This window comes from Kribbella polygonati (genome assembly GCF_050320105.1).
Lineage (GTDB): Bacteria > Actinomycetota > Actinomycetes > Propionibacteriales > Kribbellaceae > Kribbella.
In genome coordinates this window covers 5,998,261-6,022,142 of the sequence record NZ_CP190129.1, presented here as the reverse complement: position 1 = coordinate 6,022,142, position 23,882 = coordinate 5,998,261, and the positions used below count along the sequence as shown (strand labels likewise).

At 70.3% G+C, this 23,882-nt stretch carries 14 protein-coding genes and 1 tRNA gene; 12 read left to right on the top strand and 3 right to left on the bottom strand.

The window, feature by feature from the left end:
• Window positions 1-69 precede the first annotated feature (69 nt).
• A complete protein-coding gene (locus tag ACQHIV_RS28425; protein WP_427886748.1) occupies window positions 70-10,998 on the top strand; it encodes an actin cross-linking domain-containing toxin in 10,929 nt (3,642 codons plus the stop codon).
• The gene (locus ACQHIV_RS28420; RefSeq protein ID WP_427886747.1) at window positions 10,995-13,493 is read left to right on the top strand and encodes a right-handed parallel beta-helix repeat-containing protein; all 2,499 of its coding nucleotides are present in this window, start codon (window positions 10,995-10,997) and stop codon (window positions 13,491-13,493) included. The genes ACQHIV_RS28425 and ACQHIV_RS28420 overlap by 4 nt, the downstream gene beginning before the upstream one ends.
• A 6-nt stretch (window positions 13,494-13,499) precedes the next feature.
• Here ACQHIV_RS28420 and upp read toward each other — a convergent pair whose 3' ends face one another.
• Complete coding sequence (gene upp / locus ACQHIV_RS28415; protein WP_427886745.1) at window positions 13,500-14,141, bottom strand: uracil phosphoribosyltransferase; 642 nt, start codon at window positions 14,139-14,141, stop codon at window positions 13,500-13,502.
• Between the two features lie 104 nt (window positions 14,142-14,245).
• Between upp and ACQHIV_RS28410 the strand changes: the two genes are divergently transcribed.
• The 5 genes from ACQHIV_RS28410 to ACQHIV_RS28390 all read left to right on the top strand — a co-directional run bounded on the left by ACQHIV_RS28410 (window position 14,246) and on the right by ACQHIV_RS28390 (window position 17,325).
• Complete coding sequence (locus tag ACQHIV_RS28410; protein ID WP_427886743.1) at window positions 14,246-14,407, top strand: hypothetical protein; 162 nt, start codon at window positions 14,246-14,248, stop codon at window positions 14,405-14,407.
• A 259-nt stretch (window positions 14,408-14,666) separates the two neighbouring features.
• The gene (locus ACQHIV_RS28405) at window positions 14,667-15,140 is read left to right on the top strand and encodes a tRNA adenosine deaminase-associated protein (protein ID WP_427886742.1); all 474 of its coding nucleotides are present in this window, start codon (window positions 14,667-14,669) and stop codon (window positions 15,138-15,140) included.
• A 31-nt stretch (window positions 15,141-15,171) separates the two neighbouring features.
• On the top strand, window positions 15,172-15,600 hold the full coding sequence (locus ACQHIV_RS28400; RefSeq protein ID WP_427896582.1) for a nucleoside deaminase: 429 nt from the start codon (window positions 15,172-15,174) through the stop codon (window positions 15,598-15,600).
• A gap of 13 nt (window positions 15,601-15,613) precedes the next feature.
• A tRNA-Ser gene (locus ACQHIV_RS28395) sits at window positions 15,614-15,704 on the top strand.
• A 109-nt stretch (window positions 15,705-15,813) separates the two neighbouring features.
• Window positions 15,814-17,325, top strand: a complete 1,512-nt coding sequence (locus ACQHIV_RS28390) for a potassium/proton antiporter (protein WP_427886740.1) — start codon at window positions 15,814-15,816, stop codon at window positions 17,323-17,325.
• On the opposite strand, the gene ACQHIV_RS28385 is transcribed toward ACQHIV_RS28390, so the two are convergent.
• Together ACQHIV_RS28385 and ACQHIV_RS28380 are read right to left on the bottom strand one after the other, a co-directional pair.
• Entirely contained in the window at window positions 17,322-17,885 is a 564-nt protein-coding gene (locus ACQHIV_RS28385; protein ID WP_427886738.1) for a LytR C-terminal domain-containing protein, read from the bottom strand. The two genes, ACQHIV_RS28390 and ACQHIV_RS28385, sit on opposite strands and share 4 nt — an antisense overlap.
• Window positions 17,886-17,917: 32 nt before the next feature.
• Window positions 17,918-18,211, bottom strand: a complete 294-nt coding sequence (locus ACQHIV_RS28380; RefSeq protein WP_209697067.1) for a type II toxin-antitoxin system VapB family antitoxin — start codon at window positions 18,209-18,211, stop codon at window positions 17,918-17,920.
• A 157-nt stretch (window positions 18,212-18,368) separates the two neighbouring features.
• Here ACQHIV_RS28380 and ACQHIV_RS28375 point away from each other — a divergent pair, with 157 nt between their 5' ends.
• The 5 genes from ACQHIV_RS28375 to ACQHIV_RS28355 all read left to right on the top strand — a co-directional run bounded on the left by ACQHIV_RS28375 (window position 18,369) and on the right by ACQHIV_RS28355 (window position 23,753).
• A complete protein-coding gene (locus ACQHIV_RS28375; RefSeq protein ID WP_427886736.1) occupies window positions 18,369-19,073 on the top strand; it encodes a L,D-transpeptidase family protein in 705 nt (234 codons plus the stop codon).
• A 52-nt stretch (window positions 19,074-19,125) separates the two neighbouring features.
• A complete protein-coding gene (locus tag ACQHIV_RS28370) occupies window positions 19,126-20,652 on the top strand; it encodes a helicase HerA-like domain-containing protein (RefSeq protein ID WP_427886734.1) in 1,527 nt (508 codons plus the stop codon).
• A gap of 529 nt (window positions 20,653-21,181) precedes the next feature.
• On the top strand, window positions 21,182-22,504 hold the full coding sequence (locus ACQHIV_RS28365; RefSeq protein WP_427886732.1) for a diguanylate cyclase: 1,323 nt from the start codon (window positions 21,182-21,184) through the stop codon (window positions 22,502-22,504).
• A 21-nt stretch (window positions 22,505-22,525) separates the two neighbouring features.
• Window positions 22,526-23,050, top strand: coding sequence for a SigE family RNA polymerase sigma factor (locus tag ACQHIV_RS28360; protein ID WP_427886730.1), 525 nt, complete (start codon window positions 22,526-22,528; stop codon window positions 23,048-23,050).
• A 151-nt stretch (window positions 23,051-23,201) separates the two neighbouring features.
• Window positions 23,202-23,753 (top strand): hypothetical protein, encoded by a 552-nt coding sequence (locus ACQHIV_RS28355; protein ID WP_427886728.1) that lies wholly within the window; start codon window positions 23,202-23,204, stop codon window positions 23,751-23,753.
• The last annotated feature ends 129 nt before the right edge of the window (window positions 23,754-23,882 follow it).

Genomic DNA, 23,882 nt, shown 5'->3' with positions numbered 1-23,882 from the left:
TTTCGGTCTGAACCCGGGACCCCGGTACGGCGTGGTCAGTACGGAGGACCGGATCACCAGGGAGGGCGGATGCCACGGCCGAGCGACTGGGACGCGATCGGACTCGGTGGCGACCCGACTCCCGGGGAGCCGGAGACCATCGGCCAGCTGGCCGAGGTGCTGCAGAAGCTCGGCGGCAAGGCGCGGGACATCTTCAACGCGATCCAGTCGGTGATGAACACCAACAACGACAGCGTGTTCGTCGGCCAGGCCGCGGACGCGTTGCGTGGCAAGGTGGACGACCGGTTGCGCGGGCATGTCGAGGACGTGGCGAACGCGTTCGAGACCTCGGCGCAGGCGCTGCGTGACTGGCGCGGGGTGGTCGAGGAGCAGCAGCGCAAGGCCGACGCCGCGCTGGCGGCCGGCCGCGGGCTGAAGGAGGACGACCCGGAGCGGGACACCCAGAAGGGCATCGCCGAGCAGGCCGGGCGGGACCAGTCCGACCAGGCCTCGACGTACGCCGGAAAGATCAACGGGGTCTCCGACATCCAGTTGCCGATCTCCTCCTGCGAGGCGTTCTGGGAGGCGTTCAAGTGGCTGGCGATCATCCTGATCATCCCGGCGCTGATCTTCGGCGGTCCGATCGCGCTGCTCGCGCTCGGCGTCAACCTGGCGCTGTTCATCAAGACCATCGTCGACGTCGCGAACGGTGACGCGTCGTTCCTGGACCTGTTCCTGGCCGGCCTCGGGCTGATCGCGCCGACCACCAAGGCGCTGCCGATCTTCAGCATCATCAAAGGCATCGCGAAGGGCATCAGTGCCGGTGCGAAGGGACTGGCCAGCAGCTTCCGGACCATCTTCAGCAAGGACTTCCTGTTCACGATGATGACCGGGCTGAAGGGGATGCCGATGCTGGTCACCCTCTCGATCCGGGAGACCGGCCTGTTCGTCGCGTCGAACATTCGCAACTTCGCCGTCTCGGTCGGCAACTTCGGCGCCAGCTTCGGCTCGATCACGCTCGGCGCGCTGGGCAAGTTCGGTACGGCGTTCACCCAGCTGCCGGCCACGATCGTCCGCGGGTTCAGCGCCGTCGGCAAGGGCCTCGGGACGGTCTGGACCGGCAGCAAGCAGTTCATCTCCGCGCACTTCGGCGGGCTGCAGTGGACCCGGCTGATCCTGCCGGTGGCGGCGGACGAGATCCGGGCCTTCAAGGCGCTCGGTATGACGGACTTCCAGGCGTTCACGCAGGCGCTGAAGGTCGGCGTGTTCGGCCGCGGTCTGGCCGGGCAGCACGTGTTCGGCCTGCCGATGGTTAGTGCGCTCGGCCACACGATCAGCGCCGTACCGATCAACACCCCGAAGCTGACGTTCCTGGAGAACACGAAGGTGTTCTTCCAGGAGATGATCGCGCCGCCGCCGCTGAAGCCGGACGTCAAGATCAACCAGTTCGGGTTCGCGACCGAGTCCGGGATCACTGCCGGCAAGGCGTTCGAGGACCTGCACCTGCCGCCGATGAACACCAACCTCGGGCACGGCGTCAACCTGGAGACCGTGGTCACGCCCGGCGGCGTGCATGTGCCCTCGACCGCCGGTACCAACCTCACGAACATCCCGTCGGCGAACATCGGGCAGCCCGCGGTGAACAGCATCCACGGTGTCAACGGGGTGACCGGGAACGTGCAGATCCCGACCACCTCGACGTCGCTGACCCATCTGAACGGCGGCATGAACGTGACGCCGCCGGTCACGAACATCAGCTCGCTGCACGTCTCCACGCCGCAGTCGACGAGCATCGGTGACCTGGTCAACTCCAGCCTCCGGAACAACTCGACGACCTCCATCTCGCCGCACATCACCACCTCGATCAACGAGGGCGTGTCGCACGGCTTCCAGGCGAACCACCTGCGGCTCTCGCTGGACGAACTGACCCGGCCGCCGGCGCCGGCCGCGACGAACGGCGGTCACGTGGTCAGCCCGCCGGCCGTCGAGCGCGTGAACGCCGCGCTCGACCTGATCACCGGCGGCCCGGCCGACCTCAAGATGGTCAGCCCGGCCAACCTCCGGACCGAGACGCCGACGTTCACCGGGGTCCAGAACGTCGCGACTCCGCCGACCGCGCACGTGCAGCCGGTGAACGTGCCGAAGACCGACGTACCGCCGCAGCAGCAGGTCGCGCCGCACACGTTCAGCCCGGGCCGGAGCGAGATCCCGCTGAACGGGCTGCCGGACCACCCCGGGATCGTCGTGAAGGTCGAGCGGTTCGAAGGCGGGGTCACCCAGTTCAACCTGCACGGCGGCGGCCCGAACGGGCGGCTCGACCCGCTGAACGGCGGGGGCCTGCGGTTCACCGACACCTCCACCGGTACGACGACCCGCTTCGACCCGAACGGCGTCGTCGTCGACCACGGCGTACGGCTGACCAAGGGCGACGGTCTCGCCCGGATCGACGACCGGGTGCTGATCAAGCAGCCGGACGGCGGGTTCCGGATCACCACCCTGGACGGCACCGCGATCCCGGACCAGGTCACGATCCGCGCGCTCGACACCGGCGGCGTCCACGTGCTGGGCAAGGACGGGATGTCCTGGCACTACAACGCGAACGGCAAACTGGAGAACCAGTCGCTGAACGCGGCCTGGAACAGCGACCTGGCCGCGAAGGCCGGCGTGTTCCGCAAGCCCGGCGACACCGACGCCGCGGTGAACGCGAAGCTGGACGACTTCACCCGGGTCCAGCAGGCCCAGAACAACCTGCACATCGCGCAGGAGAACGTGGCGATCCACGGCGACCGGGTGGACGGGCCGTCGAACGCGCCGTCGGTCGGCGACCAGGTGCACATCGACCTGCACGGCGCGCAGCACGACCTCGACCTGGCCAAGAACGCCTTCGAGGGGAAGCACGGGATCGGCGTCGACGGTCTGCAGAAGCAGCTCGACGACCTGACGAAGGAGTCGCTGAGCGTCCGGCCGCGGCTGCTCGGCGGCGCGCGGACGATGACGTACGACGTACCCGGGCACGCCGGGCTGAAGTTCGACGTCAACGGTGCGCAGGTACACGTCCACGGGCCGGGGGCGGACGACTTCACCTCGACCGTGGTCGGTAAGACGCTGACGATCTCCGACGGGTCCCACACCTGGACGTACAGCCTGGGATTCGGTGGTCGGGCCAATCATGTGGGTGAGTCGTTCTCGTTGCACGGCGGGCATTTCGACGGCAAGGCGGTGTCGCTGGAGGGCAAGCTCGGGAACCTGGACAGCGGAGTTGCCGACGGCAAGTACTCCGTGAAGGTCACCGAGGCCGGCCTGGTGGTGGCATCGCCGCACGGGCCGATGCGGTACGGCCGGGACGGCTCGTTCCACGGCATCGGTACGACGGCCACCGGCGACCTGGTGCGGCCCGTACCGCCGCCGCACCTCGCGGGTGACGATCTCGCCCGGTGGAACGCGCAGGTGGACCTGTCGCGGACGCACCTCACGGAGGCGGCCGGCAACAAGGCGGTCGAGAACCTGATGAAGGACGTGATGGGCGGGTCGTTCACGTCCAAGCGCGGCTTCGGCGGGTACGTGAACCCGTCCTCGCTGGCCGACGGGACGCTGGTCGCGAAGGTGAAGAACTTCGACACGGTTGCTCGCGAGTTGCAGTTCAAGGGGGCCGCGGATCACATCACCGTGTATCGCGGGGTGTCGATGGATCCGTTGAGCGCGCAGGCCGACGAGTTCGTCGAGCGGCTGCCGGTGTCGACGTCCAGCACGCTGAAGTTCCAGGACGAGTGGGCGAAGAACGGAGTCGACTCGAACCGGGTCGTGTTCAAGGTCGACGTACCGCCGAACCACAGCAAGCTGGCGATGGCGTACCCGGAGGGGTACCACCCGGGGACGGGCGAGGCGCGGGCGTGGAACCAGGACCAGTGGGAGATCACGCTCGGGCCCGCCACGTTCAAGCGGACCGGGCCGGACATCGTCGAGAACGGGCACCGGATCATTCCGGTCAAGGCCGAGCCGATCCCGGCGTCGAGGTTCGACGAGGTGATCACCGCGAAGTGGCCGGGGATCTCGTCGGAGGCGGCGTTCGGGGACTTCGTGAAGTCGTTCGAGACGCCGGGGTTGCGCGGGTTCGAAGGGCTCTCGGACGTGACAACCCGGGCGACCACGAGTGTGGACGGGTTGTCGCACACGGTGCATGTGACGAAGCCGGGGTCGTCGGACGAGCTGACGATCTCGGTACTGCGGAACCCGCAGGACGACTCGGTGCGGGTGATCTGGACCGCGGACGGCGCGAACAAGTTCGACAAGACGTGGAGCGGGCAGCAGTTCTCGAACCTGGCCACCGACCTGCGCGGGAACGTGCTGCACAACAACGACGCGTTCGCCGGGATGCCGAAGCCGGCGTCGTGGGACCAGGTGCCGGGGAAGGGCAAGGGGATCGCGAAGGCGTGGGACGACGACTTCGCGGCCCGGTTCGAGGTGTTCCGGGGGCCTGGGGACACGGATGCGACAGCCGGCGCGAAGATGGACGACTTCGTGAACGTGCAGCGCGCGCAGGCGCAGGTGGACGCGGCGATCCACGACGTACGGCTGTACGGGCATCGTGCGGACGGGCCGTCCGACGGGCCGCCGGTCGGGGCCAAGATGTTCGTCAACCTGTGGAAGGCGCAGGACAACCTCAACCAGGCGAAGACGACGTTCGAAGCCAAGTACCCCGGTACGTCGGTCGCCGACATCCAGACCCAGCTACGCAACCTCCTGGACCAGTCCCTCAAAGACCGCCCCCGCCTCCTCGGCGGCACGACCGGCCACACTACCCCAGACCTCGAAGACACCCACATAGTCCCTACACCCCCGCCCACCCACGGCGCGCCGCCTCCGGCGCCCGGCAGCCCGCCGCCCGCCGGCGTGCATGGCGTGGTGCCGGAGCCGGGCCTGCATGGCGTGGCGCCGGAGCCAGGCGTGCACGGTGTGCAGCCGGAGCCAGGCGTGCACGGTGTGCAGCCGGAGCCGGGTGTGCGTGGTGTGCTGCCGGAGCCGCAGGCGCACGGTGGGGTGCCCGAGCCGGGCGCGCATGGGGCTGTGCCCGAGCCGGGCGTGCATGGTGCGCCGCCGCCTCCACCTCCGCCACCCTTGGCGGGGCACCTGGCGCCTCCGCCTCCTCCGCCTTTGGTGGGGCGTGGGGCGGTTTCGTCTGGGAGTGGGCATGTGCCGGCGCGGGGGCAGCGGGTGGTGGCGCCGGAGTTTGGGAAGCGGTTCGACAGTGCTTCGTTCGGGACCGAGAGTGAGCTCGGCGGGTTTGTGGTCGCGATGCCGGAGGGGTCGCACCGGGTGTTCGCGTTCGTCAAGAAGGTGGACACCGACGAGTCCTTGGTGATGGTGACCAAGGACATGAGCAACGGGATCTACCGCAATCCGGGAGACCTTCCGGCAGCACGCGGTGGTAACTGGACCACGCACACCGTCGAGCTGGTCAACTATCCGTCGCGCGTCGGCGACCAGGCCGGGATCGCGCTCCGCGAGGATGCCACGCAGTTCCTGCTCGACACCTTCAAGAGTCGCCTGAACACCGCGAACCACCAGGCGATGGAGTCGATCACCAGTCCGGACGGACGTTTCCGCCTGGAGATCACCAACGGCCGGCACGTGATCGGCGGCGGCAGCGGCATGCAGCTGGACGACGTCGGCTCGGTCACGATGCCGCTCGGCGGCCAGCAGCTCACGGTCGGCGTGAAGGCGACCGAGTTCGCCACCACCGACGAGCTGCGGCTGCTCCGCGAGAACCCCTGGTACGACGCCGGGTTCCGCAACGACGACGCGGTCCGGAACCTCGACCACACGACCCTCGACAACCCCGAGGCGGTCGAGTCGGCGTACACCTACCTGAAGTCGGTCATCACCTTCACCGCGAAGCAGGTCGACAAGCACGGCATCCCGATCGGCAACCACCCGGGCGCGTCGCCGTTCCACAGCCTCACCGACCCGGTGGTGAAGAACGACTGGGCCGTCCTCCCGAGAACCCGCCCGAACCTCGTCCTCGAGGGCCTGTCCGACGTCGACAAGGCCGCCACGCTGAAGCTGCTCCGGGAGCTGCCGGAGGTCGGCGACGGCGCGATCTGGCGGGAGTCGAAGCTGTACATCCTGGGCGGCGGCGAGGTCGCCGGCCACGGCATCAACGACGCGGTGATCGGCGGCGAGAAGGCGCTGCTGTTCGAATTCCGCACCGTACCGGACGGGCTGAAACACCTCGTCCCGACGCAGAAGCTGCCGACCGCCTCGATCACCGACCTGCTGGCCGATCTCGGCCCGGGCCGGCGTGCCGCGGTCCAGCACATCAACGGCGCCGTCGGGCACACCGACAACCGGGGCGACTTCGCCGGCTGGTTCCGTGAGAAGTTCCCGGACCACGCGACCAAGACCGACCAGCGCATCGTCACCATGTCCACCGTGCAGCAGAAGGCCGAGTGGATGATGACGCGGTACCCGCAGGCCTGGGACCAGGTCCTCGGCGGCCAGGAGCCGGTGATCGTCCGGACCGTGCAGCTGCCGCCGATCCAGCAGCACCCGCTCGCGGGCGCGTTCGACAACCACGTGGTGATCCGCCCGGAGGGTGGCACCCCGCACGTCACCGGCCCGAACGCGCAGCACCTGACGCTCGACGACTTCGGCGACAACGGCTTCCGCCTCACCGGCCCGGACGGTCGTACCCAGTTGTACGACGGGAACGGCGTACTGCGCGGCGACGGCATCCGGCTGAACCACCCGCAGGGCAACCACTTCACCGAGAACCTCCCCGGCGGGACCCGCCTGGTCGACCAGCACGGCGTACCGATCCCGAACGCCCACCTGCAGCCCTTGCCGGACGGCCGGTTCGTGGTCACGGACGGCCGGCACGGGATCGGGTTCGGTGCCGACGGCAAGCAGCTCGACGTCCGGTTGCAGATCGGGGGCGGCCGGTTCGGCGACCAGTGGATCGTCCGGCCGCTCGAGGGCCGGCCGCATGTCGCGGGGAGCAACGAGCTGCGCGTCTCCGACCTGCCAGACGGCGGTTTCCGGGTGCTCGGTCCACAGGGCCGGGTCGCACGGTACGGCGCGGACGGCGCCCACCTCGGCGACGGCGTCGTACTCCGGGACCCGTTCAACCCACAGGCCAACCTCTTCACCGAGCCGAACGGTGGCGGCGGGGTCCACGCGACCGACGTGCACGGTACGGCGGTACCGACCGCGCAGGTGGAGCACCTGGGGAACGGGCACTTCCGGGTTTCCGACAACGCTTTCGGGGATGTCCGGTGGTTCGACCGGACCGGCATCCAGCGCGGCAGCGGAATCCAGGTGACGGATCCCGCGCACGCCGGCCAGACCTTCCTGTACCGCGCCCACGGCATGGATCCGGTCCTCGTCGACAACGCCGGCGCGCAGCTTCCCGGCCGGGTCACGACCCTCGACGGTGGCGGTTTCCGGGTCACGGAGGCGAACGGGATCGCCCGCACCTTCGACGACGCGGGCGGCTACCTGGACCGGCAGGTCCCGCTCGGCAACCAGCAGGTCGTGGTCCACGACGTCAACAACAACCTCACGCTGCGCGACCCGGCCGGCGCCGGCCGTACCGTCGAGCACATCCCGGGCGGCGGCTACCGGGTCGTTGATGGAGGCAACTACCGCGCGTACGACCCGGACGGCGGGTTCCAGGCGAACGGGCACGCCGTCGCGCTGCCCGGCGAGCACGGTTTCCTGGAGATCACCCCGACCGGCGCGCAGCGCCTCGACGCGAACTACCAGCCGATTCCCGGTCGCACGGTCACGTTCGACGGCGCGGCCGGCGAGATCACGGTCACCCGCGCCGGCGGCTTCGACGTGTTCGACCTGAACGGCGCCGTCGTCCGCGAGGTCACCGACCTGGACGGGCACGCCCTCGGCGCGGGACTCACCCGCGTCACCCGCGACCAGAACGGCGCTGTCACCTGGACGGACCGCAACGGCGTACCGGTACCGACCCCGCACCGCGTCGCGATCGACGCGCAGGGCGGCGTCCGGCTCGAGATCGACGTACGAGGCCCGCGGAACGGCGAGTTCCACGTGTTCTCCCGCGAAGGCACGCTGACCGAGCAGGGCTTCCCGGTGGTCCGCAACGGCCAGGCGACCGAGTTCACGTACGTCGTGAACCGCACCGACAACACGTGGCGCCGGGTGGACGGCGCGAGCGTCGACGGGACCGGCGGCTTCCAGCACGGCAAGGTCGACGTCGTGGGTCTCGGCAACGGCCGGGTCCGGCTGCAGAGCTCGACCGCCAAGGAGGTCGAGGTCTTCGAACGGCGGTTCCTGCCGGACGGCACGATCCTGGACAGCTTCCGTCGGACCGACACCCTCGGCTTCGGGTCGTTCGACCGCCGGACGACCTGGGCGACGTACGACGCGAACGGAGCCCTGGCGAACTGGGGCAAGCGGCACTTCGGCACCGGCGGATCCGGCTGGCGCGACTACGACCACCACGGCAACGTGGTCCGCGACTACCAGCAGGGCCTGCAGAAGTACGCGAACCCGATCGCCGAGCAGCCGACCCCGCTGGGCAAGGCCGACAAGGAGATCACCGGCCACGTGCTCGCGATCAAGGACGGGCGCAACTGGACCTGGCACCGGTACGACGCCGACGGGCTGCGGATCGCCAACGGCGACCGGACGCTGGAGAAGATCGGCGAGGGCTGGACCGACACCGTCCGCGTGCTCGACAACGGCAACGAGGTGACCCGGGTCGCCCAGCAGAAGTGGGGTACCTGGCACGGCCCGGACAAGGCCCGGCAGTACCAGGAGTTCAAGCTCGAGCCGGGCGCCACGCACCCGACCCGGTCGGGCGAGTTCGAGGTCCAGTCGCCGCAGCTCAAGTCGATCGGCAAGGGCGAGCTGCTGGACGGCGGTGTACTGCTGCAGACCGTCCGGCAGGGTGACCAGCGGCCGCCGGTGTGGGTCCGGCAGAACTTCCTCGACAACCCGCCGACCGTGGGCAGCGTCGCGCACATCTCCGGCGACAACCGGTTCCAGATCTTCCGCTGGGAGACCGATGGCGCCGACGCCGGTCGCGGCATCCGGTACGTCGGCACCGACGAGTCGGTCGTCGACGTCACGATGAACGGCGACTTCGTCCGCTCGAAGGGCAAGCTGCACGACGGCACCGAGATCAAGGTCGGCGACCACGCGACCCCGCCGGCGAACCAGTACCTGAACGCGACGACGCCGTGGAAGGCCGGCGACCAGAGCGGGTGGCGGGTCTTCGACAACACCAACGGCTGGCGCGACTACGCCGAGCTCGACGGACACGGCTGGACGGTCGTCCGGGAGAGCCGGCCGGGTGGCGTGGTCCGCGAGTTCCAGCAGCCCGGCACCGACCGGAACATCTGGGTGGACCGGGACGCGCACGGCAACCTGGTCGGGAGCTCGCACCAGACCCCGGCGCCGGTCGGCGGCAACCACCGGTACGTCGTGGCGACCGGCGCGGCCGATTCCTCCACCTGGCGGTGGCGCGAGCTGGACCACACCGGCGTACCGATCGCGGGTCGCGAAGGGGACCGGTTCCACTTCAAGGGATCGGGCGACGAGGGCATCAGCTGGGACAACTCGTTCCGCGACTTCGATGCCGCGGGCAACCTGATCCGGGACCGGCACCTGCTGGACGAACGGCGGTTCGTCGAGTCCTGGCAGGACGGCAACCGGTGGAAGGTCGCGGAGTTCGACAAGACCGGCGCGGAGGTTGTCGGCAGCACCCGGCTGGACCGGCAGTGGCGGGCCGCGGACGGCTCCTGGCAGCAGCACTGGACGCCGGGCAGTCAGCACTTCCGGGACAGCCTGCCGCAGAACGGGCAGGTACCCCCGCAGATCCTCCGCGAGACGCCGCCGCACATCGGCGGCGACCGGCCGATCCGGATCCGCGAGTACAAACTCGACAACGGGCAGACGGACCTGCGGCAGTGGAAGGAGTTCGACTTCGACAAGGTCGTCCGCGAGCGGGTGGCCTCCGGGAACAACTTCCTGGAGACCGACAAGGTGCACGGCCAGTGGAAGCTGTACGACCAGGCGGGCGCGGTGATCGGGGAGCGGTCCGACAACGGGCTGGTCTTCGAGATGGTCGACGGCCGGCTCACGCTGACCGGGAACGAGTTCGACTTCCGCGGCGCGATGACGGAGTACCGCGGCTGGAGTACCCGGATCGGCGACGCGCAGCGGCAGCCGTGGCTGATGCAGTCCGACTGGACGCTGGCGAACAAGACCCTGACGCCGGGCGGCAACCCGTTCCGCGAGGCGAACTACGCGCCGTTCTCGCGGCTGCTCACGCAGAAGGTGATGCTGCAGGTCGGGACCGAGTTCTTCCTCGACTACGCGGCCAGCCTGATGATCGCGGGCATCGTCGCGGAGGCGCAGAACAAGCCCTTCACCGGCAACGACGCGCTCAAGGCCCTGATGAACGCCGCGGTCGGCGCGACGCTGAAGTCGGTGGCCGGCGCGGCGCTCACCGAGACCAAGCTCGGCGGCTCGCTGCGGAACCTGAAGCAGACCATGAGCAACGTCGACGGCGGCAAGTTCGTCACCAAGCGGCCGAACAACAACGACGCGACCTGGGGCGTGGAGTGGGCCGGCAACACCAGCCCGCTGCGCTGGCGCGGCGGCACGTTCGACTACAGCCTGAACATGCTGCTGCTGCCGATCACCGGCTTCGTCAACGGCGCGATGAACGCGGCGATCTTCGGCGTCCCGAACGCCGACGGCAAGACGGTCAAGCTGTCCGGCTGGGAGGCGGTCGGCGAGGGCGGGATCGCGGTCCTCACCGGGTACGCGATCGCGAACAGCGCCGGACTGGCCAAGCTGCTCGGCGGGAACTTCGCGGTCGGCCGGTTCTACCAGAAGGGCGGACTCGCGGAGATCGTGCTGACGATGCCGTTCCGGTTGTTCGAGAAGGGGATCGGCGGTGCGTTCCTGACCCCCGCGATCCGGGCGTCGATCAACCCGGTGTGGTATCAAGTTCCGCCGGCTCTTGGAGGGACACTGTGACCAACCGCTACGTGACCCCGCGCGGCCGGGGCGGCTACCGCCGGATCACCGAGGCGCTGCGGGCCGCGGCGCCCGGCGACGTGATCGTGGTGAGCGCGGGCGAGTACGCCGAGCAGCTCCGGCTGGACCGGTCCGTCGCGATCGTTGCCGACGGCACCGTCGAACTGGTCGGCGTACCGGGGGAACCGGCTGTGGTCGCCGAGGGGCTGGAGTGTTCGCTGCGTGGGCTGGTGATCCGGTCCGCGGGCGGTGACGCGCCGGCCGTCGGCGTGGCGCCCGGAGCGGGGCTGCTGCTCGAGGACTGCCGGGTGGCCGGCGGCCGGATCCATGCCCGGGGCAACGAAAGTGCCGCGGGGTCGTCGGACCTGACCGGGTACGGCGTGACCACGCTGATGCTGCGTGGGACGCGGATCGAGAAGGGCCGGCTGGCGGCGCTGCACCTGTCCGGGCGGGTCCGCGCGAAGGTCGAGGACTCGGTGATCGACACGATCGACGGGATCGGCGTGGTGCTGTCCGGGAACGCGCTGCTGGAGACGTCCCGGCTGCGGATGACCGCGACGTCCGGATACGGGTTCCGGCTGCGCGGGGCGAGCCGGCTGGACGCCACCGACGCGGTGATCCGGCAGACCGGGATGGCCGGCGTACTGCTGGAGGACGCGGCGACGGCGGCGCTGACCGACGTACGGATCGAGCAGGCGGGCGGACCGGGGATCCACGCGGCCGGTACGGCGAAGGTGCGGCTGACGGACTGCGGCGTACGGAACGCGCGGGCGAGCGGGCTGGTCGCACAGGACCAGTCCGACCTGACGGCGTCCGACTGCGTGGTCGCCGACGCGGGCGCGAACGCCCTGCTGGCATCGGATTCCGCGACCGCGACGCTGACCGGCACCCGGTTCGACCGGTCGGTGTACAGCGCCGTCCACCTCACCGGTACGGCGGTGGTGCGGCTGACGGACTGCACGGTCCGGGAGGGGGCCGAGCACGGCGTCCACGCGACCGCGTCATCGCGGGTTGAGCTGACCCGGTGCGGGATCGCGGATGTCGGGCTGACCGGGCTGTCGGTCGTCGACGGCGCGACCGTGGAGGCGGTGGACTGCCGGGTCAGCGGCGGCGGGACCGGCGTACACCTGGAGTCGAGCGCGGCGACCGGGGTGCGCGGGTCGTCCGTGAGCGGAACGGTCGGGACCGCGATCGAGCTGGCGGGCGCGGGGCTGGCGACCCTGGACGCCGTCCGGGTGAGCGGGTCGAAGGCGGCCGGGATCGTCGTCGCCACGGGCGCCGCGGCCGAGGTGTCGGGGTCCGCGATCGAGGACTGCGGCGGGTCCGGGCTGGTGGTGTGGGCGTCGGCAGCACCCGCCGTCCGCGCGTTGCGGGTCGCGGGGGTGGCGAAGAACGGGATCTATCTCGCGGAGCAGGCGGCCGGGAAGTACGCCGACTGCGACGTGAACGGGACGAAGTACCCGGCGCTGCACCTGAGCAGGGCGGCGGCGCCGGTGTTCCAGCACCTGCGGATCCGGGACTGCGTGGACGCGGTGGGGCAGGAGGACGGCGCGCGGCCGACGTTCGAGGACTGCACGGTGGACGGCGTACCGCTGCTGCCGGCCAAGCCGATGGTCGCCGCGGCCGGTGTCCCCGAGGTGGTGCCGACGGCGGGTCTCGACGAGAGCATGCCGCCGGACGACGAGACGCTCGAGGACGTGCTCGCCGAGCTGGACGAGCAGGTCGGCCTGGACCGGGTGAAGCGCGACGTCCAGTCGATGGTGAAGCTCATGCAGACGGTCCGGATGCGGCAGGAGGCCGGGCTGCCGGCGCCGCCGTTGTCGCGGCACCTGGTGTTCGCGGGCAACCCCGGCACCGGCAAGACGACCGTCGCCCGGCTGTACGGGCGGGTGCTGAAGGCGCTCGGGCTGCTCCGGAAGGGCCACCTCGTCGAGGTCGACCGGACGGCGCTGGTCGGCGAGTACGTCGGCCACACCGGGCCGAAGACGACCGCGGCCGTGAACCAGGCGCTCGGCGGGGTGCTGTTCATCGACGAGGCGTACTCGCTGTCACCCGTTGGCATCGGCAACGACTTCGGCGCGGAAGCCATTGCCACGCTGGTGAAACTGATGGAGGACCACCGCGACGACCTGGTCGTGATCGTCGCCGGGTACGTGAACGACATGGGCCGCTTCATCGGATCCAACCCTGGCCTGTCGTCCCGGTTCACCCGCACGCTGATGTTCGAGGACTACACCGCGGCGGAGCTGGTCGCGATCGTCGAGCACCAGGCCGGCGGCCACCAGTACGAGGTCACCACCGACGCCCGGACCGCCCTCTCCGACCTCTTCGAACGGATGCCCCGCGGCGAAGGCTTCGGCAACGGCCGGTCGGCCCGGCAGATCTTCCAGGCGATGACCGAACGCCAGGCCCACCGCCTCTCCGAACTGACCGCCCCCACCCCTGACCAGCTCGTCGCGCTGGAGGCAGCCGACATCCCACTCCTGACGTCCTGATCAGAGCTACTGGGCGACGCCGTACAAGCGGTCGCCCGCGTCGCCCAGGCCGGGGACGATGTAGCCCTTGTCATTCAGGTGGGAGTCCATGCCGGCGATCACCAGGTTGCACGGTACGTCGAGGTCGGTCAGCTCGCGTTCGACCCGCGCGACGCCCTCCGGGGCGGCGAGCAGGCAGATCGCGGTGATGTGGTCCGCGCCGCGGTCGACCAGGAACTGGATCGCCGCGGCCAGCGTGCCGCCGGTGGCGAGCATCGGGTCCAGGACGTAGCACTGCCGGCCGGACAGGTCCTCGGGGAGGCGCTCGGCGTACGTCGACGCCGTCAGCGTCTCCTCGTTGCGCACCATGCCGAGGAAGCCGACCTCCGCGGTCGGCAGCAGCCGGGTCATGCCCTCGAGCATGCCGAGCCCGGCGCGCAGGATCGGCACCACGAGGGGCTTCGGGGCGGCGAGCTTCACGCCCTCGGCCTCCGCGACCGGCGTACGGACGGTGACCGGACCGGTACGCACGTCCCGGGTCGCCTCGTAGGCGAGCAGCGTGACGAGTTCCTCGGTCAGCCGGCGGAACGTGGGTGAGTCCGTCTGCTCGTCGCGCAGCGCGGTGAGCTTGTGGGCGACGAGCGGGTGGTCCACGACGAGGATCTGCATAAGGCCGAACGGTACCGTCGGCGATTCGGCGCGGGGAAGCGCGCTCGCTGGCACACTGGAAACTGCATTGGATTCTGCCCTGTCGCCCTCCAGGGAGTGAGCCGATGACCGAGAAGACGCCCGAGCAGCTCGACCGCCTTCGGCGCCGCGCGGCGTTCCTGCGGGAGCGCGAGGAGGCGCTGGCCCTGCGCGACCGGATCGCGCCCCGGCGCGCCCGCGCCCGGCAACTGCGCGAGGCGATGCGCTGGGCGACGTACCACCACTGAGCGGACCGCCAGGCCATCACAATCGCACCGGCCCGCCCGCCGCAGGCGAGCGCGGCCCGAAGAGACGCAATTGTGATGGCCTGGGCGTCCGCAACCCCCCACAACCCCCGCGACTCTGCGACCATGAAGGCGTGTCTGATACGGCTGTGCCGATGCCGCGACTCCGTCGCGGCGGGCCATGGGCCTGTTACTCCCGGTCTTCCCTCGTCGCTCTGGTCGCTCCGCTCCCGCCGCTCCTCAGTCCAGACCGGGAGGCCCCATGACCGTGGACCTGGATTTCGCGGTCGCTGCCTACACCGAGGACGGGCATTGGACCGTCACGCCGCTGGTTCTGCGCGGTGAGCTGGACCTGGCCACGCTGGTCTCCGCGCTCCGGCGGTTCCCCGGTGACGCGGGGGTGCTGGGGCTGGTCTCGGTCGACGAGGACTTCTTCGTGCTGGTCCGGGTCCAGGGCGGGCGCGCCCGGCTGCTGATCTCGGACGTGACCGCCGCGACCGAGTGGCCGCTGGCCCGGCAGATCGTCGACGAGCTGGACATCCCGCTGGCCGATGACGACGACGAGCAGGTGCCGGCCGGCGACCTGGCGATCATCGCCGACCTCGGGATGACCGCGATGGACCTCGGCGCGCTCTGCGACGACGTCGACCTCTACCCGGAGGAGATGCTCGAGGAGATCGCCGAGGAGCTCGGGTTCGGCAGCCAGTTCCACGACGCGGTCGAGGCCGTTGGCTAGCCCGCTGCTGCGCCGGGAGTGGTCGCGGTTGATGGCGCTCGCGCTCGAGGAGGGCGAGCGGGCGCTGCCCGACGTACCGATCGGCGCGCTGGTGGTGACCGAGGACGGCGAGATCATCGGCCGCGGGCACAACCAGCGCGAGGCCACCGGCGACCCGACGGCGCACGCCGAGGTACTGGCGATCCGCGCCGCCGCCCGGCACGTCGGCGAGTGGCGGCTGACCGGGTGCACGCTGGTCGTCACGCTGGAGCCGTGCACGATGTGCGCCGGGGCGATCGTGCTGTCCCGGCTGGAGCGGCTGATCTTCGCGGCGTACGACGAGAAGGCCGGCGCGGTGGGGTCGTTGTGGGACGTCGTACGGGACCGCCGGCTGAATCACCGGCCCGAGGTCGTGGGCGGTGTGATGGCCGACGTGGCCGGTGCCCGGCTCCGCGATTTCTTCATCGGCCACAGACCTTGATATTGTCCTCGGCGGTGGCGTGTCCGAGCGGCCGAAGGAGCGCGCCTCGAAAGCGCGTGACGGGCAACCCCCGTCCGAGGGTTCAAATCCCTCCGCCACCGCCAACCGCCTTCGGGCGGCAGATAGCCGGAGACCCTGATGCTGTGTGATGCGTCAGGGTTTTCGTCTCTCTGGACCTGACTCGGGACCCGACGCTCGACGAGAGGCCCCCCAATGGACGTTGCTGAGCTCGACCGGATCCTTCTGGGGAGCGCGGCTGTCCTGCTGGTGGCCGTGGTCGCGGTCCGGCTGTCCGCCCGGATCGGGCTCCCCTCGCTGCTGATCTACCTCGGCATGGGGCTGGTGCTGGGCGAGGCCGGCCCGGGGCACATCCACTTCGAGAACGCGCAGCTCGCGCACGCGCTCGGGTTCGCCGCGCTGGTCGTGATCCTGACCGAGGGCGGCCTGACCACCCGGTGGAACGAAGTACGGCCGGTGATGCCGCTCGGGCTGGTGCTGGCGACCGTCGGGGTCGCGATCAGCGTCGCGGTGGTGGCCTGTGTCGCGCACTTCGTACTCGGGCTGAACTGGCAGCTGTCCGTACTGCTCGGGGCGGTGACGTCGCCGACGGACGCGGCGGCCGTGTTCTCGGTGCTCAGACGGGTGCCGATCCGGCCGCGGCTGCGTGGGGCGCTGGAGGCGGAGTCCGGTCTGAACGACGCTCCGACCGTGTTGCTGGTCACACTCGTCAGCACCGGCGAGGTCGGCGAGAAGGGGCTGCTGGCGTTCAGTGGGCTCGTTCTGTACGAGCTGGTCGTGGGAGCGCTCTTCGGGCTGGCGATCGGCTGGGTGGCCGTCCGCCTGATCCGGCGGATGGCGCTCGGGTCGGCCGGTCTGTACCCGGTCGCCGTACTCGCGGTGGCTTTCCTCTCGTACGCCGGGGGCTCCGTGCTGCTGCACGTGTCCGGTTTCGCCGCGGTGTACGTGACCTCGCTGGTGCTCGGGCGCGCGGAGCTGCCGCACCGGATGGCGACCCGGTCGTTCGTCGACGGGATCGCCTGGCTGGCGCAGATCGGGCTGTTCGTGATGCTCGGGCTGCTCGCGTCACCCGGCGCCTTCGGGTGGAACGACCTGTTGGTCGCGCTGGTGATCGGGATCGCGGTGACGGTCGTCGGGCGGTTCGCGTCGGTGGCGATCTCGGCGGCACCGTTCCGGTTGCCGTGGGCGGAGCGGACGTTCATCTCCTGGGCGGGGCTGCGGGGCGCCGTACCGATCGTGCTCGCGACCATTCCGCTGGCCGAGGGGGTGCCGCAGGCCGAGCGGATCTTCGACGTGGTGTTCGTGCTCGTCCTCGTCTTCACGCTGCTGCAGGGGCCGTCGCTGCCGTGGCTGGCGAAGCGGCTGAACGTCCTCGACGAGAACGCGGCGCACGAGGTCGACATCGACGTGGCGCCGCTGGAGTCGCTCGGCGCGGACATGCTGCAGGTGCACGTCCCGAGCAAGTCCCGGCTCGCCGGTGTCGAGATCGGCGAGCTACGGCTCCCGCCGGGCGTGTCGGTCTCGCTGGTGATCCGCGGCGACCAGGCGTTCGTCCCGGACCGCCGTACTGTGCTCCGGGCCGGGGACTCGCTGCTGATCGTCACCCCCAGCCCGGTCCGCGAACAGGCCGTACGCCGCCTCCGCGCCGTCTCCCGGGCCGGCCGCCTGGCCGGCTGGTTCGGCGAACGCGGGCGAGAGCAGCACTAGTTCGGGTTCTGCCCCGACGGGATCGGCTGTGGGGTGTGGACGACCGGCAGGCAGACCGACGTACCGGCCTTGACCGCGACCGACGGGATGCCCTTCAGCTTCACCGAGCCGAAGCCGGCGCCGATCACCAGGTCGACCGTGTGGTCGGTCCGGCCGTCGGCGATCATCTGGGCCTTCTGGTTCAGCTGACCCGCGACCAGCAGCATCTCGGGCGCCGTCGCGCTGGCACCGCGCAGCGCCACGATCGGGGTCTTGTCGCCCTTCGGCTCGTTCGCGATCTTGTCGATGTTGAACCCGCGCTTCTTCAGCGCGTCCGCCACCCGGCCGGCCGAGCCCGCGCGGGCGCCGCCGTTGTAGACGTTCAGTACCACCTGCTTGGGCAGCAGCCGGTTGTTGGTGAGCGTCTGCTCGGTACAGGTCGGGTCGGCGCTGGAACTCATCAGCGACTTCCAGCCCCACCAGCCGCCACCGGCCAGTATTCCGAGCAGGATCACCATCGTGATCGGCGTACGCCACCGGATCCGCGAGTGCGGTCTCGGTTGCGGATGGATCGCTGTCATTTGCTCCACCCCCCGTGAGCGGCAGCCATAGGTCAGTCCACTACCAGTACCCGTGCGTGGAGGACCTGACGCTGCTGCAGCGCCGCACGCAGCGCGCGGTGCAGGCCGTCCTCCAGATACATGTCGCCCTTCCACTCCACGACGTGCGCGAACAGGTCGCCGTAGAACGTCGAGTCCTCGTCCAGCAGCGCGGTCAGGTCCAAGGTGCCCTTGGTCGTGACGAGTTCGTCCAGCCGAACCTGCCGTGGAGGCAGGGCGGACCAGTCCTTGGGCCGCAGTCCGTGGTCCGGGTACGGCCGATCGTCCCCGACGCGCTTGAAGATCACCTCCCGGAGTCTAGCCGGGGATCAGGTCCCGCGAGGAGGTCATGAATGTCACCGGAACAGTCAACAGCCGTTTTTCAACCTTTCGGAGGAGTACGGCGTCAGACCCGGACAACGACGGTGCACGTCACTGGCGGGCACCTGAACGGGGGTTAACGTCATGCGAATTCTTCCCAAACTCGGCCTCGTCACGGCGGCCGTACTGGCGGTCGGCCTCGGAGCCGCGGTGCCGGCCGACGCCGGAACGGTGGCCCAGGTGAAGGGTGCTCAGGCCCGCCTGAACGCGCTCGGCTGTACGTCGGGACCTGTCTACGGCCAGGCGGGCGCGATGACCCAGGCCGCCACCGCGCGCTTCCAGTCCGCGAACGCGCTCGGGCAGACCGGGCTGCTCAGCGGTACGACGTACACCCGGCTGATGGGGTCGTCCGCGAAACGCTGCGACGTCCGCGCGGTACCGGGCAGGTCCGGGAGCGGGCGCCGGATCGTGATCAGCCAGACCCAGAACTGGCTGTGGGCGATCGATGCCCAGGGCAAGGTCGTGCGGCAGGGCGGGATGATCGACAACCCGCAGTACCTGAAGCCCGGCAGCTACCTGAGCGGGAGCCGGTGCGGCAAGGCGGCGCGGATCCGGCAGAACACCGACGGCGCGCGGCTGTACCTGAACAACTTCGTCCGGTTCGCGCCGTGTGGGATCGGGTTCCACCAGGTCCCGACGTACAAGACGAACGGCGCGCAGATCCACCCGGACTGGTTGCTCGGCACCAACTACCGGGCCTCGCACGGCTGCATCCGGGTCTCGGCGTCGATGTCGGCGACGATCTGGTCGTTCGCGGCGGCCCCGACGCGTGTGATCGTGCTGCGCTGAGGTCTAACATTCGAGCGGGTTATTTCCGTCAACCGGGGAAAGGCACGCTGAGATGGCCGAGAAAGCCGACGTCGTCGAGACCGTCAAGCAGGGATACGCGTTCGAGGGAGCCGCTCTCGAGCTGGGTGCGCTGCTGGTCGACGGCGAGCCGAAACCGGAGGCGGCGGTCCGGATCCCGCTCGGGATGATGAACCGGCACGGTCTGGTCGCGGGTGCCACCGGTACCGGTAAGACGAAGACCCTGCAGCTGATGGCCGAGCAGCTGTCGGCGGCCGGGGTCGCGGTGTTCGCGGCCGACGTGAAGGGCGACCTGTCCGGGATCTCGCAGCCCGGAGCGGGCGGCGACAAGCTGCTCGCCCGGATGAAGGCGATCGGCCAGGAGTGGACCGCGAGCGGGTTCCCGACCGAGTTCTACGCGCTCGGCGGGCAGGGGACCGGCATCCCGATCCGCGCGACGATCACCTCGTTCGGCCCGGTGCTGCTGTCCAAGGTGCTCGGGCTGAACGACGTGCAGGAGTCGTCGCTCGGGCTGATCTTCCACTACGCCGACAAGGCCGGGCTGACGCTGCTCGACCTGAAGGACCTGCGGTCGGTCATCCAGCACCTCACCTCGGACGAGGGCAAGGAGGACCTGAAGGAGCTCGGCGGGCTGTCCGCGGCCACCGCGGGCGTCATCCTGCGGGCCCTGATCGGGTTCGCCGACCAGGGTGCCGAGGCGTTCTTCGGCGAGCCCGAGTTCGACACCGCGGACCTGCTGCAGCAGCGCGACGGCAAGGGCGTCATCTCGCTGCTCGAGCTGCCGAACCTGCAGGACCGGCCGGCGCTGTTCTCCACCTTCCTGATGTGGCTGCTCGCGGACCTGTTCCACGACCTGCCCGAGGTCGGCGACGTCGACAAGCCGAAGCTGGTGTTCTTCTTCGACGAGGCGCACCTGCTGTTCAACGACGCGTCGAAGGCGTTCCTGGACTCGATCGCGCAGACCGTCCGGCTGATCCGGTCGAAGGGCGTCGGCGTGTTCTTCGTGACCCAGACGCCGAAGGACGTGCCGGACGCGGTGCTCGCGCAGCTCGGCTCCCGGGTGCAGCACCAGCTCCGGGCACACACCCCGAACGACGCGAAGGCGCTCAAGGCGACCGTGTCGACGTTCCCGAGTTCGTCGTACGACCTCGGCGAGGTGCTCACCCAGCTCGGCATCGGCGAGGCGATCGTGACCGTGATGAACGAGTCCGGCGCACCGACCCCGGTCGCGTGGACCCGGCTCCGGGCGCCGCAGTCGCTGATGGCGCCCGCGACGGCGGAGCAGCTGACCGCGGCGGTGCAGGCTTCGCCGAACAACGCGAAGTACTCGGAGGCGGTCGACCGCGAGTCGGCGTACGAGATCCTCGCGGCGAAGGTCCAGGCCGGTGCGGCCCAGGCCGAGGCGGAGAAGCAGCAGGAAGAGGCGCCGGCGCCGCGACCGCAGAAGCACGAGAAGTCGATGGTCGAACAGGTGATCGGCTCCACCGCCTTCAAACAGTTCGCCCGCTCCGCCGGCAAAGAAATAGTCCGAGGCCTCTTCGGCGCCGCCCGCCGCCGCTAACCGACCCCCCGGGGGCGGCTTCCGCCCCCGGGACAGGCCGACCGCTCCCGGCCCCACCGCTCCCGGCCCCACCGCCCCGGCCCACGCCCCCGGGTCGGGCCTCACGACCGCCCCTACGCGAGACAGACCCAGCCGACCAACCCAAGGCCTGGGCTCCGGCCCCTGCGCGGAGTCTGCCCCGCCGGCCGGCCCGCCGCCGGAGCGGCGGTGCGCCCTCACACGGGGCGGCTTCCCGCCGCTGCGGCCGTATCCACCGCACCCGCCGCCGAGGCACCCCGCTGCACCTGCCGCCGAGGCACCTGCTGCACCTGCTGCAGGGTGGCCTACCGCACCGCGAGTGCTGGGTTGGCGCCCCACAGCCCCGCCCCGCAGGGGCAGGTGTTTTGCTGTTTTGCAAGGGAAAACCTTCGTTTGATTGTTGATCAAACGACTGAATCCTGAAGTAGCGGCGATCGTTCTCAACTCGTCATCCGGCACCGCGCCGCGACCGATTGGGCCTGGGCGCCCACTCGTCGTACCGTGTGAGGTGATGGTTGCACAGAGTAGGCAGGCGATCCGGACCTGGGCGCTCTGGACCCTGACGGTCCCGGCGTTCCTGCTCGTCGTGCTCATCGACCTCGGCGCCATCGGGTACGGCGTACACGCGTTCACCGACCGCCCCAGCTGGCGCGGCCTGGACGTCGTGTTCGCGCTCACCGTCTCCGCGCTGATCGCCGTCGAGGGCGCCCGCCGGGTGGAAAGCCGCCGGCGCCGCGGCGGCGCCCTCCACAAGGACCTCGCCCCGGCCTGGATGATCGCCGCGGCCGTCGTCCTCCACCCCGCGCTGGCGATCCTGGTCGTCGTACTGCTCCGGATCTGGTGGCGGATCCGCGCCGGCAAGTGCATCCCGTACCGCTGGGCGTTCTCGACCGCGGTCTGCGTCCTCGCGGTCGGCGCGGCGCACGCGGTGTTCGTCTCCGCGCGGCACCTGACCGGCGGCGGCGACCTCGGCCTGGTCGTCTCGATGGCCGCCGGAGGCTTCGCGTACGTCGTCACCGACACCCTGCTGTGCGGCCTGGCGATCTCGCTGATCGTCCCCGGCAGCAACCGCCGCGAGACCGTCGGCGACCTCGACGACCTGTGCACCGACGCGACCGCCGCCACCCTCGGCTGCCTGCTCGCGGCCGCCTGCCTGGTCACTCCGTGGTTCGCGTTCGTGGCGATCCCGATCACGCTGACCGCGCAGCGCGCGCTGCTCCTCGGTCAACTGGAGACCGAGGCGCAGACCGACCCGAAGACCAGCCTGACCAGGGTCGACTGGTGGCGTCGCCGTACCGAGCAGATGCTCCGCACCGCGCGCAACCAGCACGAGCCGATGGCGGTCCTGCTGATCGACATCGACCACTTCAAGCTCGTCAACGACCGGCACGGCCACCTGGTCGGCGACGAGGCGCTGCGGGCGGTCGCGACGATCCTGCGCAGCGCGATCCGGGCCAAGGACGTGATCGGCCGGTTCGGCGGCGAGGAGTTCGTGATCGCGCTCCCGGACACCGGTATCGACGAGGCGACGGTGACCGCGGACCGGCTCCGCAACGCGGTCGCGAACAGCCCGCTGGCCGCGATGTGCGCCGGCGTACTCGACGATCCGGACCTGGACCCGGACACCTTCCAGCTCACCGTGAGCATCGGCGTCGCGGTGTACCCGAACGACGGATCGGCCGTCGACGACCTCCTCCTCCGCGCCGACCGGACGATGTACGCCGCGAAGGCCGCCGGGCGGAACCGGGTCCGGCTGGCCGCGGACACGGTCCTCCTGCACCAATTCCCGGAACAGACAGAACCTTTGGCTCCTGCCCAGCGTCCTGTGAGGTGAGGACGGCAGGACGGAGAGCGCATGGCGGCGACGGGGAGTCGTGACGACGACTTCACGGCATTCGTGCTGGCCAGATCCGCGCGGTTGGTGCACTTCGCGCGGATGCTCTGCGGCGACGCCGGCCTCGCCGAGGACCTGGTACAGACCGCGCTCGAGAAGGCGTACCTGCGCTGGGACAAGATCGAGATGGCGGACCCGTTCGGGTACGTCCGGCGGGCCGTGGTCAACCTGCACCTGTCCTGGGTACGCCGCCGCCCCTGGCGGGAACGCCCCAGCGGCGACGCGGCCGAACTCGACCTGTTCCTGGAAGCAGAGTCCGACCCGAGCACCGGCATCAACCACCAAGTCGCCGTACGAGCCGCCCTCCAAACCCTGAGCCGCCGCGAACGGGCCGTCGTCGTACTCCGCTACGTAGAAGACCTCACCGAACGCGAAACAGCTGCCACCCTGGGCGTCGCGCTCGGCACAGTCAAAAGCGCCAACGCCCGAGCCCTCCTGAAACTACGCACCTCCCCAGAACTGACCGAAGCAGGCGACCGCCCATGACCAACAACCTGCCCCCAGACCTGCCCGGGAAGCCCCAAACGCCGCACGCCAACTCACACACCAGCACCCCCCGGGGCTGCCTGTGGTTGGGGCTGGGTGGGGTGGGAGTGGTGTGTGGGGGTTTGAGGGTGATGGTGGGAAGGGGGTTGGGATGACCGACGAGCAGGGGAGTGTGGTGGAGGAGGAGCTTCGGGTTGCGTTGGCGCCTGACCATTCGATCGCGCCGCTCGATCCGTCGCGGGTGATCGCGGGGGCGCGGCGGCGGAGGTTCCGCGGACGGGTGACGGCTGCCGCGGCGGCTTCGGTTGCTGTTGCCGGGGTGGTCGTGCTTGCGGGTGTTGTGGGCAACGGTTCGCTGCGGGGCGACGTACCGCAGCCCGCGAACCCACCGTCCACCGTGCCCGCTCACCCGACCACCCCGACCACCCCGACCCCCACGCCCCCACCCACCACCCCCAAGCCGACCCCGACCGTACCGCCCACCGAGCCACCATCCGTCCGCCCAACCGCTACCCGAACCGGCGCCGCACCAGCAACCCCCACCAACCTCCCAACCCCACCCGGCGCCCGCACCAACAGACCCACCCACGCCCCAACCGCCACCCCCACCGGCCCCGCAACCAGCCTGCCCAGCATGACCACACCCCCCACCTCCCGCCACCGCCCCACCCCCTCAACCCCACCCACCCACCCCCCGAACTAACCACGCACCTCGAACTAAGCGAGCACCCCGAACAACCGCGTGTACCGCACCAACCGGGTGCGCCGTGCCGACCGGGTACTCCGCGCCGACTGGGTGCCCCGCACCGACCGGGGGGCACCAACCGAGCGA

Excerpts from the sequence above, each read along its gene's own strand:
- ACQHIV_RS28425 (WP_427886748.1), top strand. The coding sequence starts at position 70 with ATGCCACGGCCGAGCGACTGGGACGCGATCGGACTCGGTGGCGACCCG.
- upp (WP_427886745.1), bottom strand. The coding sequence starts at position 14,141 with ATGCAGATCCTCGTCGTGGACCACCCGCTCGTCGCCCACAAGCTCACC.
- ACQHIV_RS28410 (WP_427886743.1), top strand. The coding sequence starts at position 14,246 with ATGACCGAGAAGACGCCCGAGCAGCTCGACCGCCTTCGGCGCCGCGCG.
- ACQHIV_RS28405 (WP_427886742.1), top strand. The coding sequence starts at position 14,667 with ATGACCGTGGACCTGGATTTCGCGGTCGCTGCCTACACCGAGGACGGG.
- ACQHIV_RS28400 (WP_427896582.1), top strand. The coding sequence starts at position 15,172 with ATGGCGCTCGCGCTCGAGGAGGGCGAGCGGGCGCTGCCCGACGTACCG.
- ACQHIV_RS28390 (WP_427886740.1), top strand. The coding sequence starts at position 15,814 with ATGGACGTTGCTGAGCTCGACCGGATCCTTCTGGGGAGCGCGGCTGTC.
- ACQHIV_RS28385 (WP_427886738.1), bottom strand. The coding sequence starts at position 17,885 with ATGACAGCGATCCATCCGCAACCGAGACCGCACTCGCGGATCCGGTGG.
- ACQHIV_RS28375 (WP_427886736.1), top strand. The coding sequence starts at position 18,369 with ATGCGAATTCTTCCCAAACTCGGCCTCGTCACGGCGGCCGTACTGGCG.
- ACQHIV_RS28370 (WP_427886734.1), top strand. The coding sequence starts at position 19,126 with ATGGCCGAGAAAGCCGACGTCGTCGAGACCGTCAAGCAGGGATACGCG.
- ACQHIV_RS28365 (WP_427886732.1), top strand. The coding sequence starts at position 21,182 with ATGGTTGCACAGAGTAGGCAGGCGATCCGGACCTGGGCGCTCTGGACC.
- ACQHIV_RS28360 (WP_427886730.1), top strand. The coding sequence starts at position 22,526 with ATGGCGGCGACGGGGAGTCGTGACGACGACTTCACGGCATTCGTGCTG.
- ACQHIV_RS28355 (WP_427886728.1), top strand. The coding sequence starts at position 23,202 with ATGACCGACGAGCAGGGGAGTGTGGTGGAGGAGGAGCTTCGGGTTGCG.